This window comes from Streptosporangium sp. NPDC005286 (assembly GCF_040607515.1).
Taxonomy (GTDB): Bacteria; Actinomycetota; Actinomycetes; order Streptosporangiales; family Streptosporangiaceae; genus Streptosporangium.
The window spans coordinates 13,081-29,299 of record NZ_JBEXGU010000032.1 but is presented as its reverse complement, the minus strand read 5'-3'; the positions used below and the strand labels follow the sequence as shown (position 1 = coordinate 29,299).

General features: G+C 70.7%; 12 protein-coding genes. 10 read left to right on the top strand and 2 right to left on the bottom strand.

The window, feature by feature from the left end; genetic code table 11:
- The first annotated feature begins 102 nt into the window (after positions 1–102).
- From ABZU75_RS14740 to ABZU75_RS14715, 6 genes are all read left to right on the top strand, one after another.
- On the top strand, positions 103–2,184 hold the full coding sequence (locus ABZU75_RS14740; RefSeq protein ID WP_355553979.1) for a molybdopterin-dependent oxidoreductase: 2,082 nt from the start codon (positions 103–105) through the stop codon (positions 2,182–2,184).
- The gene (locus tag ABZU75_RS14735) at positions 2,181–3,587 is read left to right on the top strand and encodes an FAD-dependent oxidoreductase (RefSeq protein WP_355553976.1); all 1,407 of its coding nucleotides are present in this window, start codon (positions 2,181–2,183) and stop codon (positions 3,585–3,587) included. Before ABZU75_RS14740 ends, ABZU75_RS14735 begins: the two co-directional genes overlap by 4 nt.
- Before the next feature lie 119 nt (positions 3,588–3,706).
- Complete coding sequence (gene nirB, locus ABZU75_RS14730; protein WP_355553973.1) at positions 3,707–6,154, top strand: nitrite reductase large subunit NirB; 2,448 nt, start codon at positions 3,707–3,709, stop codon at positions 6,152–6,154.
- A 93-nt stretch (positions 6,155–6,247) separates the two neighbouring features.
- The gene (nirD, locus tag ABZU75_RS14725) at positions 6,248–6,601 is read left to right on the top strand and encodes a nitrite reductase small subunit NirD (protein WP_350919161.1); all 354 of its coding nucleotides are present in this window, start codon (positions 6,248–6,250) and stop codon (positions 6,599–6,601) included.
- Positions 6,602–6,656: 55 nt separating this feature from the next.
- Positions 6,657–7,826, top strand: coding sequence for a uroporphyrinogen-III synthase (locus ABZU75_RS14720; RefSeq protein WP_350919164.1), 1,170 nt, complete (start codon positions 6,657–6,659; stop codon positions 7,824–7,826).
- On the top strand, positions 7,823–8,572 hold the full coding sequence (locus ABZU75_RS14715) for a CbiX/SirB N-terminal domain-containing protein (protein ID WP_355553968.1): 750 nt from the start codon (positions 7,823–7,825) through the stop codon (positions 8,570–8,572). Before ABZU75_RS14720 ends, ABZU75_RS14715 begins: the two co-directional genes overlap by 4 nt.
- A 15-nt stretch (positions 8,573–8,587) precedes the next feature.
- On the opposite strand, the gene ABZU75_RS14710 is transcribed toward ABZU75_RS14715, so the two are convergent.
- On the bottom strand, positions 8,588–9,442 hold the full coding sequence (locus ABZU75_RS14710) for a PAC2 family protein (RefSeq protein WP_355553965.1): 855 nt from the start codon (positions 9,440–9,442) through the stop codon (positions 8,588–8,590).
- A gap of 64 nt (positions 9,443–9,506) precedes the next feature.
- On the bottom strand, positions 9,507–9,965 hold the full coding sequence (locus ABZU75_RS14705; RefSeq protein ID WP_355553962.1) for a universal stress protein: 459 nt from the start codon (positions 9,963–9,965) through the stop codon (positions 9,507–9,509).
- 94 nt (positions 9,966–10,059) lie between these two features.
- On the opposite strand from ABZU75_RS14705, the gene metH reads away from it, so the two are divergent.
- From metH to ABZU75_RS14685, 4 genes are all read left to right on the top strand, one after another.
- Positions 10,060–13,524 carry a methionine synthase gene (gene metH / locus ABZU75_RS14700; protein WP_355553959.1) on the top strand — a complete coding sequence of 1,155 codons (3,465 nt, stop codon included), beginning with the start codon at positions 10,060–10,062 and terminating at the stop codon, positions 13,522–13,524.
- 26 nt (positions 13,525–13,550) lie between these two features.
- On the top strand, positions 13,551–14,201 hold the full coding sequence (locus ABZU75_RS14695) for an HAD family phosphatase (protein WP_355553956.1): 651 nt from the start codon (positions 13,551–13,553) through the stop codon (positions 14,199–14,201).
- Between the two features lie 201 nt (positions 14,202–14,402).
- Positions 14,403–14,942 carry a cellulose synthase gene (locus tag ABZU75_RS14690; protein ID WP_355553953.1) on the top strand — a complete coding sequence of 180 codons (540 nt, stop codon included), beginning with the start codon at positions 14,403–14,405 and terminating at the stop codon, positions 14,940–14,942.
- Positions 14,943–15,208: 266 nt separating this feature from the next.
- Positions 15,209–16,210, top strand: coding sequence for an ABC transporter permease (locus ABZU75_RS14685; protein WP_355553951.1), 1,002 nt, complete (start codon positions 15,209–15,211; stop codon positions 16,208–16,210).
- The last annotated feature ends 9 nt before the right edge of the window (positions 16,211–16,219 follow it).

The following is a 16,219-nucleotide window of genomic DNA, read 5'->3' as shown; positions in this document are numbered from 1 at the left end:
CACATCCACCTCATTGCGAATGTGAACACGGTTAGTGGCTTGTAGCACATCGGTAACAGGGGAGACCTCACGGTGAAACCGCCTGAAAGCACCATCGGACCCATGCCGGTCTCACTTCCCCCCCAGACACCTGTGAAGGGTGGGACGGCGACGCACTGCCCCTACTGCGCTCTGCAGTGCGGCATGAACGTCGCGGTGGACGAGACCGTCACGATCACTCCGCGTCACGACGTCCCGGCCAATGCGGGAGGACTGTGCCAGAAGGGCTGGACCGCCGGTGAGCTCCTCACCGGCGAGCGGCTGACCACCCCGCTGTTGCACGGTGAGGAGGTTGGCTGGGACGAGGCGCTCGGCTTTGTCGCCGACCGGATACGTGCCGTCCAGGCCGAACACGGCCCCGACGGCGTGGCCGTGTTCGGCGGCGGCGGCCTCACCAACGAGAAGGCGTACCTGCTCGGCAAGTTCGCCCGGGTGGTGTTGCGGACCAGCCAGATCGACTACAACGGCCGGTTCTGCATGTCCTCGGCCGCCGCGGCCACCAACCGAGCCTTCGGGATGGACCGTGGTCTGCCCTTCCCGATCACCGACCTCGCCCGTGCCGACGCGGTCCTGATCGCGGGCGGAAACGTGGCCGAGACCATGCCGCCGTTCGTCCGTCACCTCACCGCGATGCGCGCGGCGGGCGGCCGGCTGATCGTCATCGATCCGCGGGTCACCGCGACCGCCCGGCAGGCCGACCTGCACCTGCAGCCGACCCCCGGCACCGACCTGGCGCTGGCCCTGGGCCTGCTGCACATCGTGGTCGCCGAAGGTGATGTCGACGAGGCGTACGTGGCCGCCAGGACGAGCGGGTTCGACGCGGTCCGCACCTCGGTCGCGGCCTGGTGGCCCGAGCGAGTGGAACGGATCACCGGTGTGCCGGTCGCCCGGATGCGCGACGCGGTCGCGATCCTCGCGGGCGCGAGCCGGGCGGCGATCCTCACCGGGCGCGGCGCCGAGCAGCACGCCAAGGGCACCGACACCGTCAGCGCGTTCGTCAACCTCGCGCTCGCCCTCGGGCTGCCGGGGCGCGAGGGGTCGGGTTACGGCTGCGTCACCGGGCAGGGCAACGGGCAGGGAGGCCGCGAGCACGGGCAGAAGGCCGATCAGCTCCCCGGCTACCGCAGGATCGATGATCCGGCGGCCCGCGCCCACGTCGCCGCCGTGTGGGGCGTCGACCCCGGTGACCTGCCGGGACCCGGCCGCTCCGCCTACGAGCTGCTGGACGCGCTCGGCACCGGCGGCGGCCCCCGGGCGCTGCTGCTGTTCGGCTCCAACCCGCTGGTCTCCGCGCCGCGTGCCGGGCACGTCGCCGAGCGGCTCGGCTCACTGGATCTGCTCGTGGTCTCGGACCTGGTCCTGTCGGAGACCGCCGCGACGGCCGACGTCGTGCTGCCCACCACCCAGTGGGCCGAGGAGAGCGGCACCATGACGAATCTGGAAGGCCGGGTGCTGCTCCGCCGCCAGGCGGCCGCCCCGCCGTCAGGGGTGCGGAGCGACCTTGAGATTCTCCGGGGGCTCGCCACGAGACTGCGCGGGACAGCCGGAGCCGAGGGTTTCCCCACCGATCCGCGCGAGGTCTTTGATGAGCTCCGCCGGGCCTCGGCAGGTGGGATCGCCGACTACGCCGGCATCACCTATGAGCGGATCGCCGCCGAGACCGGGGTGTTCTGGCCCTGCCCGGCCGAGGATCACCCGGGTACTCCCCGGCCTTTCCTGGACGGCTTCGCCACGCCCGACGGGCGCGCCCGGTTCGTACCGGTCGAGCACCGTCCGCCCGAGGAGGACGTCGACCCGGAGTATCCGCTCCATCTCACGACGGGACGGGTGCTCGCGCACTACCAGAGCGGTGCGCAGACCCGGCGGATCGCCACACTGAACATGGCGGCACCCGAGGCGTTCGTGGAACTCCACCCCGACCTCGCCGAGCACCTGGACGTGGCCCCGGGGGAGATGCTGCGGGTGGTCAGCCGGCGCGGCGCGACCGAGGCGCCGGCCAGGGTCAATCCGGCGATCCGGCAGGACACCGTGTTCATGCCGTTCCACTGGCCGGGCGTCAACCTGCTCACCAACCCCGCGCTGGACCCGGTGTCGAGGATGCCGGAGTTCAAGGTCTGCGCGGTCAGAGTGGAGCGTGCCGGATGACCCGGATCGTGGTCGTGGGCAACGGGATGGCGGGCGCCCGTCTGGTGAGCGAGATCCGTGCCCGTGACCGGCACGTCGGGCTGACCGTGTTCGGGGCCGAGGAGTCGCAGCCCTACAACCGCGTGCTGCTGTCGAACGTCGTGGCCGGGACGATGCCGCCCGACCAGGTGCGATTACTCGACCCGGCCTGGTACGCCGATCATTCGGTGACGGCGCTGTCCGGGGTCGAGGTGACCGCCGTGGACCGGGAGAACCGGGCCGTGCTCACCGCCACGGGCAGGCGCGAGCCGTACGACGTCCTCGTGCTGGCGACAGGCAGCGCGGCGGTCGTGCCGCCGGTACCGGGTGCGGCGGGCAGGGCCGTCACGTTCCGCACGATGGACGACTGCAGGAGGATCCTGCGGGCCGCCGGCGCGGCGCGGCACGCCGTGGTGATCGGAGGTGGTCTGCTCGGAGTCGAGGCGGCGCGTGGCCTGGCCGGGCGCGGCCTGCCGGTGACGCTGCTGCACCTGGCGGGGCACCTGATGGACCGTCAGCTGGACGCCGAGGCCGGGCTGGTGCTCGGCCAGACCCTGGGCGGGCTGGGGGTGAGGACCAGGACCGGCGTCGTGGTCGAGGAGATCCTCGACGACGGTGTGCGGCTCGCGGGAGACGAGACGGTCGAGGCCGATCTGGTGGTGCTCGCCTGCGGGGTCCGCCCGGTGACCGGGCTGGCTCGCGAGGCCGGGCTGGAGGTGGCGCGTGGGATCGTCGTCGACGACGAGATGCGCACCGACGACCCGTCGATCTTCGCGATCGGCGAGTGCGCCGAGCACCGGGGCAGGGTCTACGGGCTGGTCGCGCCCGCCTGGGAGCAGGCCGCGGTGGTCGCCGACATCGTCACGGGGGCCGACAAGGCCGCCCGATACCGGGGATCGCGGTTGGTGACCCGGTTGAAGGCCAGGAGCGTGGAACTGGCCGCGATGGGCGAGACGCACCTGACCGAGGACGACGCAGAGGTCGTGCGGTTCAGCCACCGGGCGGCGGGAACCTACCGCAAGCTCGTCATCCGCGACGGCCGCCTGGTCGGCGTGATCCTCCTCGGTGAGACGTCGGCGGTGGGCAACCTCACCCAGTTGTTCGACCGGGGCGGGCCACTGCCGGGAGACCGGGCCGGTCTGCTCTTCCCCGGTCTGCAGGGCAACGCGGTAGCCGAGAGCCCGGTCAGGATGCCGGACGCGGCGAAGGTCTGCCAGTGCAACGACGTGACCAAGGGGCAGATCAGGGCCTGCTGGGAGTCGGGCGCCAGGGACGTCACGGCCGTGGCCGCCGCCACCCGCGCCACCACCGGCTGCGGTGGCTGCCGCGACGCGGTCGAGGGCATCGTCGGCTGGCTCTGCGAGCAGGAAGGAGTCTCGGCGTGACCGGCGCTGGAGGCGAGGGAACGGCCGGGCGCCGGACGGACACGGAGCCGCCCCGCCCGGTGAGCGGGGCGATCCATCGGGGACGGGCAGACGAAGCGGACGGAAGGGCGAGCGCGATCATGTCACGACTTGTCGTGGTGGGAAACGGACCGACATCGCACCGGCTGGTCGAGGCCCTGGTCGCCAAGGGGTTCACGGGCCGGATCACGGTGCTGGGGGAGGAGCCCAGACCGGCCTACGACCGGGTGGCGCTGACCTCCTACCTGGCGGGCAGAAGCGTTGAGGATCTCACCTACCCGGTGCCGGAGGGAGTCGTGCCGCGCCTGTCGTCCAGGGTCGTCGACATCGACAGGCGGACGAAGGAGGTCACCACCGCGGACGGCCGTCGCGAGCCGTACGACGTGCTGGTGCTGGCCACCGGGTCCAGCCCGTTCGTGCCGCCGGTGCCGGGCAGGGAACTGGACGGCTGCTTCACCTACCGCACGATCGACGATCTCGACGCGATCAGGGAGGCCGCCTCGGCCGCCACGAGCGGCGTCGTGGTCGGCGGCGGGCTGCTGGGGCTGGAGGCCGCCGACGCCCTGCGTGGCCTGGGCCTGTCGACGCACGTGGTGGAGATGGGCGGCTGGCTCATGCCCCGCCAGGTCGACGAGGGCGGCGGCGCGGTGCTGCGCGGTCACGTGGAGGGGCTCGGCCTGAGGGTGCACACCGAGGCGGGTGTGCAGGAGATCGTCGCGGGCCCGGACGGGCGGGTGGCGGGCCTGGTCAAGCCGGACGGGGAGACCGTCGAGGCGCAGATCGTGGTCTTCTCCGCCGGGGTCAGGCCCCGTGACGAACTGGCCAGGCAGGCCGGGCTGGAGGTTGGCGGGCGCGGTGGGATCGTCGTGGACGACCGGATGCGCACCGCCGACCCGGCGATCTACGCGATCGGCGAGTGCGCGTCGCACGAGGGCGTGGTCTACGGGCTGGTCGGCCCCTGCTTCACGATGGCCGAGGTCGCCGCCGACCGCATCCTCGGCGGCGGGGCGGTCTTCACCCGTGCGGATCTCTCCACCAAGCTCAAACTGCTCGGTGTGGAGGTCGCCCAGTTCGGCGCCATGGACGGCGCGCTGGACGTGACCTTCATGGATCCGGTGGGCGGGGTCTACCAGAAGCTGTTCGTCAGCGACGACGCGCGCACCCTGCTCGGCGGGATCTGCGTCGGCGACGCCACCCCGTACAACACCCTGAAGCCCTTCGTCGGCCGCGATCTGCCGGGATCGCCGAGCGAGCTGTTGTTCAGCGGTGGCCCGGCGAGCGTGGAGCTTCCCGACGACGCGCAGGTCTGCTCCTGCAACAACGTCACCAAGGGCCAGGTGCGTGCCGCCATCGCCGACCACGGCCTCACCGACGTCGCCGGGATCAAGGGCTGCACCCGCGCGGGCACCACCTGCGGCAGCTGCGTCCCGATGCTCAACCAGATTCTCGTCAAATCGGGCGTCGAACCCTCCAAGGCTCTGTGCGAGCACTTCGCGTACAGCAGGGCGGAGCTGTTCGACATCGTCCGGGTGCGCGCCATCACGACGTTCTCCCAGCTGATCGCCGAGCACGGCACCGGGCGCGGTTGTGACGTGTGCAAGCCGGTGGTCGCCTCGATCCTCGCCTCGCTCGGCGGCGGCCACATCCTCGACGGAGAGCAGGCCGCCCTGCAGGACACCAACGATCACTTCCTGGCCAACATCCAGCGCAACGGCACCTACTCGGTGGTGCCGCGCGTCCCCGGTGGGGAGATCACCCCGGACGGGCTCATTGTGATCGGCGAGGTGGCCCGCGACTTCGGCCTGTACACCAAGATCACTGGCGGGCAGCGGATCGACCTGCTCGGGGCCCGCGTGGAGCAACTTCCGCTGATCTGGAAGCGCCTGGTGGACGCGGGCTTCGAGTCCGGGCACGCGTACGGCAAGGCACTGCGCACCGTGAAGTCCTGCGTGGGCTCGGCCTGGTGCCGGTACGGCGTGCAGGACGCCGTCGGCCTGGCCATCGCGCTGGAGCTGCGCTACCGGGGGCTGCGCTCGCCGCACAAGCTGAAGTCGGCGGTCTCCGGCTGCGCCCGCGAGTGCGCCGAGGCCAGGGGCAAGGACTTCGGCGTCATCGCCACCGAGCGGGGCTGGAACCTCTACGTGGGCGGCAACGGCGGCTTCAGCCCGCGCCACGCCGACCTGTTCGCCTCCGATCTGGGCACCGAGGAACTGGTCCGCGCCATCGACCGGTTCCTGATGTTCTACATCCGTACCGCCGACCGCCTGCAGCGCACCTCCGCCTGGCTGGAGGCACAGGGGCCGGCCTACGTCAGGGAGGTCGTCCTGGAGGACTCCCTCGGGATCTGCGCCGACCTGGAGGCGCAGATGGAGCGGCACGTGGCCGGCTACGCCGACGAGTGGCGCGCCACGATCGAGGACCCGGAGAGGTTACGGCGGTTCGTCTCCTTCATCAACGCCCCCGGCACGCCGGACCCCTCGATCGCCTTCGAATCCCAGCGTGACCAGGTGAAACCGGTCCTCATCCCACTGGAGGTGGTCCGTTCCTGACCAGCCGCCCCCATGTCCCACATCCCCCGCCGGCGCGGTGGGAGGCCCGCTCCGGCCCGCCACCGCCGACATCCCGAGAAGAGGCACTCACCGATGACCGCCCTGAGCGAAGAGCTGGAGCAGGCCGGCTGGACGCCGGTCTGCTCCTACCCGGACCTGCTGCCCGAGCGTGGCGTGTGCGCGCTCGTCGGTGGTCGCCAGATCGCGCTCTTCCGCGCCTTCGACGGCACCCTGTTCGCGATCGGCAACCGTGACCCGTTCAGCGGTGCCCACGTCCTGTCCCGCGGGATCATGGGCACCAGGGCCGGCGAGCCGGTGGTGGTCTCCCCCATGCACAAGCAGGCTTTCTCCCTTGCGACGGGGGTGTGCCTGGACGACCCCGCGACGGCCGTGCCGACCTACCCGGTCCGCCTCACCGGCGAAACGGTGGAGGTGGGCACGGGGTGAGCCCGCAGGCGGCCGGATACCTGAAGAAGATCAAGCGAGGAGTGGTGAACGACAGATGAGCATCGCCGTTCTGGACAGCCCCGTCGACTCTCCCGAGACCGCGCCCGACGCGCTGGCCGGGTTCACGATCGGGGTCACCGCCACCCGGCGGCGCGAGGAGTTCTGCGCGCTGCTGGAACGCAGGGGCGCCAGGGTGGTGCGCGCCCCCGCGATCCGCCTGGTACCCCTGGCCGAGGACGCCGACCTGCTGGCCGCGACGCGCGCCGGCCTGTCCGCCCCGATCGACGACGTGGTGGTCACCACCGGCGTCGGCTTCCGGGGATGGATGGCCGCCGCCGAGGGCTGGGGGCTGGCGGGCGACCTCGCCGAGCACCTGACCTCCGCACGGCTGCTGACCCGCGGGCCCAAGGCCCGCGGCGCGGTCAGGGCCGCCGGGCTGAACGACCACTGGACCCCGTCCACGGAGTCGTGCGAGGAGGTCAAGCAGCACCTCCTGGCCCAGGACCTGCGCGGCCGCCGCATCGCCGTGCAGCTGCACGGGGAGCCGCTGACCGGCTTCGTGGCCGCACTGCGCGAAGCCGGCGCGGAGGTCATCGAGGTGCCGGTCTACCGGTGGCTGCCCTACAGGGACGTGTCGCCGCTGCGCCGCCTGGTCAGCCAGGCGATCTCCGGCGGGGTGGACGCGGTGGCCTTTACCAGTGCCCCGGCCGTGCTGGCCATGCTCAACTCGGCCCGCGCGGACGGCCTGGAGGACGCACTGGTCGCGGCCTTCGCGGGGCCGGTCGTCGCCGCCTGTGTGGGCCCGGTCACCGCCGGGCCCCTGGAGGCACGCGGGGTGCCCACCGTGCAGCCCGAGCGCTCCCGCCTGGGCACGCTGGCCCGTACCCTCGCCAGGCACCTGCCCGAGCACAGTGTCACCCGCCTGGTCGCGGGCGGCCACCGGCTGGAGATCCGCGGTCACGCCGTCGCGGTGGACGGCGAGCTGAAGCCGCTGCCGCCGGCGCCGATGGCGGTGCTCAAGCGTCTGGCCGACAAACCCGGGCACGTGGTGGCCCGCTCCGACCTGCGGACAGTGCTCCCCGGCGGCCCGTCGCGGGACTCGGCCGAGCACGCGGTCGAGATGGCCATCACCCGCCTGCGCCGGGCGCTCGGCCCCTCGGGAATCGTCGAGACGGTCGTCAAACGCGGTTACCGCCTGGCCTGCGACCGAGGCGAAGGCCTGTGACGACGCTGGTCCTCGCCGGGCACGGGACGCGCAGCGCGAGGGGGGAGGAGACCCTGGCCGGTCTGCGTGACCTGGTACGCGAGGGCCGCCGGGGAACGCGCGTCGAGCAGGCGTTCCTGGAGATCAGCTCACCCCCGCTGGCCGACGTGCTCGTCGAGGTGCCCGGCCCTGTCGTGGTGGTCCCGCTGCTGCTGGCGGGCGGCTACCACGCCCACATCGACCTGCCCGCGGTGGTGGCCGCGGCCAGGCCGGACGCCACGGTGACGGCCCCGCTGGGGCCGCATCCGCTGCTCGCGGCCGTGCTCGCCAGACGACTGGCCGCCGCGGGGCTGAGGGCGGCGGACTCGGTGATCCTGGGAGCCGCGGGGTCGTCCGACCCCGCGGCGCTGGCCGACGTGCGGGCGGCGGCCCGGCTGCTTTCGGTCCGGCTCTCCCGCCCCGTCACCGCGGCCTTCGCCGCGACGGGCACCCCCTCGATCGCCGAGGCCCTGGAGCGGCTGCGCTCAGGACCCGCGCCGCGGATCGCGCTCGCCTCCTACCTCCTGGCCCCGGGCTTCTTCCAGGACCGTCTGGAGACGTCCGGTGCCGACCTGGTCGCCGCCCCCCTGGGGGTGGACGCCGATCTGGCCGCGCTGGTGTGGGCCCGGTTCGACCAGGCGTGCCCGGCGCCGGTGACCTTGGACTCGGACCGGAGGCGCCTGGTCTCCGCGCGTCCGGTCCTGGCGGAGGGGAACGGCCGGTGGTGACCGCCGGCCGCGGGCTCAGCCGTCGGAGTCGCGGTCGCGCCGGCGCAGGTAGCGCTCGAACTCGGCGGCGATGGCGTCACCACTGGCCTCGGGCAGCTCGGCGGCGTCCTTGCGCTCCTCCAGCTCCTTGACGTACTCGGCGACCTCGCTGTCCTGAGAGGCCAGCTCGTCGACGCCGTGCTCCCAGGCCCGGGACTCCTCGGCCAGCTCGCCCAGCGGCATCGGGATGTCGAGCAGGTCCTCCATCCGGCTGAGCAGTGCCATGGTGGCCTTCGGGTTGGGGGGCTGGGCCACGTAGTGCGGCACCGAGGCCCACAGCGACACGGCGTGCAGCCCGGCCGCGCCCAGGGACTGCTGGAGCACGCCGACGATGCCGGTCGGTCCCTCGTAGCGGCTCAGCTCCAGGTTGATCGCCCTGGCCAGCCCCTCGTCGGTCGCCGATCCCACGATCGGCACCGGACGGGTGTGCGGCGAGTCGTTGAGCAGCGCGCCGAGCAGAACCGCCAGCTCGACCCCCAGCTCCCGGCAGACCAGGACGATCTCCTCGCAGAAAGCGCGCCAGCGCATGTTGGGCTCGATACCGCGGAGCAGCACCACGTCGCGGTCGACGCCCGGCGGCCTGGCCACCGACAGCTTCGTGGTCGGCCAGGTGATGGAGCGCGTCAGCCCCTCGCCCATCTCGACGATCGGGCGGGTCACCTGGAAGTCGTAGTACTCCTCGGGGTCCAGGGAGAGCAGCGGGGTCGCCTTCCACTCGCCCTCGAGGTGCGCGATCACTCCGCTCGAGGCCTCGCCCGCGTCGTTCCACCCCTCGAACGCGGCGATCATCACCGGGTCGACGAGCTCGGGCAGACCTTCGATCTCGATCACGCGCCCCTCCTTCTCACCGCACCGTCCTATCCGGCTAAGCCTATGCCGTGAGGGGGCCTTCACGTCACCTTCCGGATGTGGTGTGGACGATCAGGACGTCACAGCCCGCGCGCTGGGACACGCCGGACGGCACCGAGCCGAGCAGCCGCCCCGCCAGGCTGTTGAGCCCCCGGTTGCCGACGACCACGAGATCGGCCCCGCGCCTGCCGGCGAGCGATACCAGCACGTCCACCGCGTCACCCTCCTCGGCGGCCAGTTCGATCGTCCGGGCGCCCGCGGCGGCCGCGCGCTCCCGGGCGGCGCGCAGGGCGTCGTCCGCCGGGGTGGAGCCGGTCACCTTGTAGGAGAGGTCGCCGAGGACGTCGGCGGCGGCGTTGCGGTCGCGCTCGCGCATGGGGGAGTAGGCGCAGGCCAGGATCAGGTCGGCGCCGGTGGCGGCGGCGAGGGAGGCGGCCGAGGAGACCGCGCCGAAGGAGGAGGTGGAGCCGTCGGTGCCGACAAGGATGGTGCGGTAGGTCGCCATCGGTGCCTCACAGGGGTGGCCGTGTTAATTGGACAAGAAGTTCAATTGCTGTCAACAACAATAACGGCCATGTGGACCCCAGTACTCTTGTCTCATGACAAGCACCCCGTCCTTCCGTGAAGTCCTGGCCGAGCGCGTGATGGTCGCCGACGGGGCCATGGGGACGATGCTTCAGGCCCACGACGTCACCCTGGACGACTTCCAGGGCCACGAGGGCTGCAACGAGGTGCTCAATGTCACCCGCCCCGACATCGTCCGCGCCGTGCACGAGGCCTACTTCGAGGTGGGGGTCGACTGCGTCGAGACCAACACCTTCGGGGCCAACCTTTCGGCTCTCGGTGAATACGACATCTCCGAACGGGTATTCGAGTACTCGGAGGCCGGTGCCCGCGTCGCCCGGCAGGCGGCCGACGCCTGGTCCACCCCCGAGCGGCCGCGCTTCGTGCTCGGCTCCATCGGCCCCGGCACCAAGCTCCCGACTCTCGGGCACAAGCCGTACGCCGTGCTGCGCGACGCCTACTACGACAACGCCGCGGGGCTGGTCGGCGGTGGCGCCGACGCCCTGATCATCGAGACCTCCCAGGATCTGCTCCAGGTCAAGGCGGCGGTGATCGGCGCACGCCGGGCCATCGCCGACGCCGGCCGGGACGTGCCGATCATCGCCCAGGTGACCATCGAGACCAACGGCGCGATGCTGCTGGGCTCGGAGATCGGCGCGGCACTGACCGCGATCGAGCCGCTCGGCGTCGATGTGATCGGCCTGAACTGCGCGACCGGTCCCGCCGAGATGAGCGAGCACCTCCGCTACCTGGCCCGCCACGCCCGGATCCGCCTCTCGTGCATGCCCAACGCCGGACTGCCCGTGCTGACCTCCGATGGCGCCTACTACCCGCTGAGCCCCGAGGAACTGGCCTCGGCGCACGAGAACTTCACCCGCGACTACGGCCTCTCCCTCGTCGGCGGCTGCTGCGGTACCACGCCCGAGCACCTGCGCCGGGTCGTCGAGAGGGTACGCGGGCAGGAGACGGCCCCGCGCCGGCCACGCCCCGAGGCCGGTGCCTCCTCTCTCTACCAGAGCGTCCCCTTCCGCCAGGACATCTCGTACATGGCCATCGGCGAGCGCACCAACGCCGTCGGTTCCAAGGCATTCCGGGAGGCGATGCTCGCCCAGGACTGGGAGGAGTGCGTGGAGATCGCGCGGGCGCAGGCCCGCGACGGCGCGCACATGCTCGACCTCTGCGTCGACTACGTGGGGCGCGACGGCGTGGCCGACATGAAGGAGCTGGCCTTCCGCTTCGCCACCGCCTCCACGCTGCCGATCGTCCTCGACTCCACCGAGCCCGCCGTGCTGGAGGCCGGGCTGCAGATGCTCGGCGGGCGCGCGGTCGTCAACTCGGTCAACTACGAGGAGGGCGACGGCGTCGAGTCGCGCTTCCACAAGAACATGACGCTGGTACGCGAGTACGGCGCGGCCGTGGTGGCGCTGACCATCGACGAGGAGGGCCAGGCGCGCACCGCCGACTGGAAGGTCCGGATCGCGCTGCGCCTCATCGAGGACCTGACCACGAAGTGGGGCATGAACGTCGAGGACATCCTCGTCGACGTGCTCACCTTCCCCATCGCCACCGGCCAGGAGGAGACCAGGCGCGACGCGCTGGAGTCGATCGAGGCGATCAAGGAAATCAAGCGGCACCACCCCGGAGTGCAGACGGTACTGGGCCTGTCGAACGTGTCGTTCGGTCTCAATCCCGCTGCCCGCATCGTGCTCAACTCGGTCTTCCTCAACGAGTGCGTCAACGCCGGCCTCGACGCGGCGATCGTGCACGCCTCCAAGATCCTGCCGATGGCGCGCATCCCCGAGGAGCAGCGCCAGGTCGCCCTGGACATGGTCTACGACCGGCGCAGGGAGGGTTACGACCCGCTGCAGCGGTTCATGGAGCTGTTCGACGGCGTCGACGCCGCGGCTCTCAAAGCGAGCAAGGCCGAGGAACTCGCCGCGCTGCCGCTGTGGGAGCGGCTCAAGCGCCGCATCGTCGACGGTGAGCGCAAGGGCCTGGAGGCCGACCTCGGCGAGGCCCTCGCCCAGCGCCCCGCCCTGGAGATCGTCAACGACGTGCTGCTCGACGGCATGAAGACCGTCGGCGAGCTGTTCGGCTCCGGCCAGATGCAGCTGCCGTTCGTGCTCCAGTCGGCCGAGGTGATGAAGACCTCGGTCGCCTACCTGGAGCCGCACATGGACCGGGTCGAGGGCGAGACCAAGGGCCGCATCGTGCTCGCCACGGTCAAGGGTGACGTGCACGACATCGGCAAGAACCTGGTCGACATCATCCTCTCCAACAATGGCTACGAGGTCGTCAATCTCGGCATCAAGCAGCCGGTGTCGGTCATCCTGGAGGCCGCGGAGGAGAAGAAGGCCGATGTCATCGGCATGTCCGGGCTGCTGGTGAAGTCCACGGTGGTCATGAAGGAGAACCTGGAGGAGATGAACTCCAGGGGCATCTCCGACAGGTTCCCCGTGCTGCTCGGCGGGGCCGCGCTGACCCGTGCCTACGTCGAGCAGGACCTCGCGGAACTCTTCCAGGGCGAGGTCCGCTATGCCCGCGACGCCTTCGAGGGACTGCGCCTGATGGACGCCTTCATGGCGGTCAAGCGCGGCGAGAAGGGCGCGAGCCTGCCGCCGCTGCGCGAGCGCCGGGTCAAGACCGGAGCCACGCTGGTCAGGACGCCGGTGGAGGAGCTGCCGGCCCGCTCCGACGTGGCCGTCGACAACGCGGTGCCGGCGGCGCCCTTCCTCGGCGAGCGCGTCATCAAGGGCGTACCGCTCGCGGAGTACGCCGCGTTCCTTGACGAGCGGGCGACGTTCATGGGTCAGTGGGGCCTCAAGGCCGCCCGCGGTGGTGACGGGCCCTCTTACGAGGAACTGGTCGAGACCGAGGGCAGGCCGCGCCTGCGGATGTGGCTGGAGCGGATGCAGACCGAGGGCCTGCTGGAGGCGGCGGTCGTCTACGGCTACTTCCCGTGCGTCAGCGACGGCGACTCGCTGATCATCCTGGACGAGGGGGGCAACGAGCGCACCCGGTTCACCTTCCCGCGCCAGCGCCGCGACCGGCACCTGTGCCTGTCCGACTTCTTCCGCTCCAAGGACTCCGGTGAGGTCGACGTCGTCGCCTTCCAGGTCGCGACGATGGGCAACCGGGTCTCCGAGGCGGCGGCCGAGCTGTTCGCCAAGGACGCCTACCGCGACTACCTGGAGCTGCACGGTCTGTCGGTGCAGCTGACCGAGGCCCTGGCCGAGTACTGGCACGCGCGGGTGCGCACCGAACTGGGCATCGGCGGTGACGAGTCCCTGGAGGACATGCTCAAGGTCAACGTCATGGGCTGCCGCTACTCCTTCGGCTACCCGGCCTGCCCCAATCTGGAGGATCAGGTCCAGCTGATGGGGTTGCTCGACCCGTCCAGGATCGGCGTCGAGCTGTCCGAGGAGTTCCAGCTCCACCCCGAACAGTCGACGTCCGCGCTGATCGTCCATCACCCTGAGGCCAACTACTTCAACGTGTGACCGTCTGCCGGAAGGGCTACAAGGGTATGGAAGCGGTTCTCTTTGACATGGACGGGCTTCTCGTCGACAGCGAGAAGATCTGGTTCCAGGTCGAGACCGAGGTGATGGAGCGGCTCGGCGGCGAGTGGGGGGCCGCCCACCAGGAGAACATGGTGGGCGGCTCGATGTCGGCGGCCGTGGCGTACATGCTCCGGGTCTCCGGCGGGAGCGCCGCCCCCGAGGAGGTGGAGAGCTGGATGGTGGAAGGCATGATCTCCAGGCTCGCCGGTGGTGTGGAGATGATGCCGGGCGCCGCCGAGCTACTGGCGGGGGTGCACGGGGAGGGCCTGGCCGCCGCCCTGGTCACCTCCTCGGCACAGCCGATCGCCGAGGCGTGCCTGCGGAGCATCGGCAGGCATCACTTCGACCACGTGGTCACCGGTGACGATGTCGCGAGGACCAAGCCCGATCCCGAGCCCTACCTGACGGCGGCCCGTCTGCTGGGCGTGGACCCGGCCCGCTGCGTCGCGCTGGAGGATTCCCCGAATGGGGTGACATCGGCTACCGCGGCGGGCTGCCGGGTGGTGGCGGTGCCGAGCGTGCTGCCGATTCCCGGTGCGCCGGGCCGTCTTGTCGTCGGGTCGCTGCATGAGGTCGATGTGGAGGTCCTGCGCTCACTGTCCGCCGGTGCCCGCTGAGCGGCCCTGTCGTCCGGCGGATGGCATGAGGACGGCCGGTGCGCTCCTTTCGGGAGAGCGCCTGTTGGGGCCCCTCCCTGATCTTTCATGCGATCCTGGCCGCACCCCCTAGGGGATGATCCCTCCTTGAGAAGGAGGGCTCGTCCCGATCCGACGTGCCAGGATGGATGTCGGATAGGTCAACATGAGGGGCGGTCCGCTGTGTCGTTCAATCAGATCGCGTGGTTGCCGCTCTGCGCCGGGGTCACCGGTGTGGGGCTGGTGCTGAGTTTCCTGCTGATGCGGCGCCGTGGCGTCGCGGCGGGGTTACGCGCCGCGGCCTGGTCACTGCTACCCGTCGCCGCCTTTCTGACCGGCGCGCTTCCCACCCTGTGGCAGATCGGCACGGCGATCATCGGTTTCCTCACAGGTCTGGTGTTCAACCCCGTGGTGTGGTCCGGGGTGGCGGTGACCGGACTCGCCGTGGTGCTCTTCCTGGTCTCCGGGTTCCTGCGTGGCCGCCGCCTCAGGGGCGCGGCGTCCCCGGCGTCCTCAGCGCCCCCGGTGTCCTCCGCGTCCGCTGTGCCCGCTGTGGCAGCGGCGGGCCCCGGCGGGCGGGGCGGGGCCGCGACGGCCGCCACGCAGCCGTTGCCCAAGCACAAGCCCGCGCCCGCGCCCGCCTCCGGGCCCGCCGCGAAGCCGGCCGCCGACGACGACTTCTCCGATATCGAGGACATCCTCAAGCGTCGCGGGATCGGGTGACGCTGAGTAATCGGCTCATTCCCATGTCACGAATCCAAGACAGAAGCGGAACGGCTTCCGGACATTAGCTCCAAGATCAGAACGAATGAATTTCACGTGAATCACAGTTAAGCCACATAGCGCCCCAGAGGACTGGTCAGCGCAGTTCAGCCCATAGATTCTGCGCACGGGGCCACGAACTACTGGCCCGTAGACTTACGGCGCGCTACCCGACCCGGGAAACGCGTTGACGGACAACGTCGTCTGGGATCCAGGGGGCCAACTGTATGACCGCACCGCTCGACGCCCCCGGTAAGACCACCGAGGTCTCGCCGGAGGCAGTGCTCGCGGGAGCGGGCGTGAAGGCCGTCCAAGGCCGCTCGCTCGGGCAGATCGCGTGGATGCATCTGAAACGCGACAAGGTCGCGCTCGTCGGTGCCGGCGTGGTCGTTCTGCTGATCGTCATTGCGATCTTCGCTCCGCTGATCGTGGGCCTGTTCGGTCACCCGCCGAACGAGTTCCACCAGGAGATGATCGACACCTCCACCATGACGCCCAAGGGCGGCACGGGCATCGGCGGGGAGTTCCTGTTCGGGGTGGAACCGGTCAACGGTCGCGACCTTTTCAGCAGGGTTATCTACGGAGCGCGGATCTCGCTGCTGATCGCGGTCCTCGCCACCCTGCTCTCGGTGGTCATCGGCACCGTCATGGGCGTGATGGCCGGTTACTTCGGTGGCTGGGCCGACACCCTGATCAGCCGCACGATGGACGTCTTCCTGGCCTTCCCCCTCCTCGTCTTCGCGATGGCCCTGGTCGGTGTCCTCGGCCAGTTCGAGCAGAGCCTCGGGGTGAAGGGCGACACGCTGCGTATCGGCCTGCTGATCTTCGTGATCGGTTTCTTCAACTGGCCGTACATCGGCAGGATCATCCGAGGCCAGACGCTGTCACTGCGGGAACGCGAATTCGTCGACGCCGCCCGTAGCCTGGGCGCCCGCGGACCGTACATCCTGTTCCGTGAGATCCTGCCGAATCTGATCGCGCCGATTCTCATCTACGCGACGTTGCTCATTCCGACGAATGTCCTGTTCGAGGCGGCACTCTCGTTCCTGGGAGTCGGTATCCAGGCGCCCACGGCGACCTGGGGAGGCATGCTCTCGCAGGCGGTGAAGTTCTACAACGTGCCGCATTTCATGTTCTTCCCCGGTATGGCGATTTTCATCACGGTGCTGGCCTTCAATCTCTTCGGCGACGGGCTGCGCGATGCCCTCGACCCGAAATCGTCCCGCTGACCCTCAACC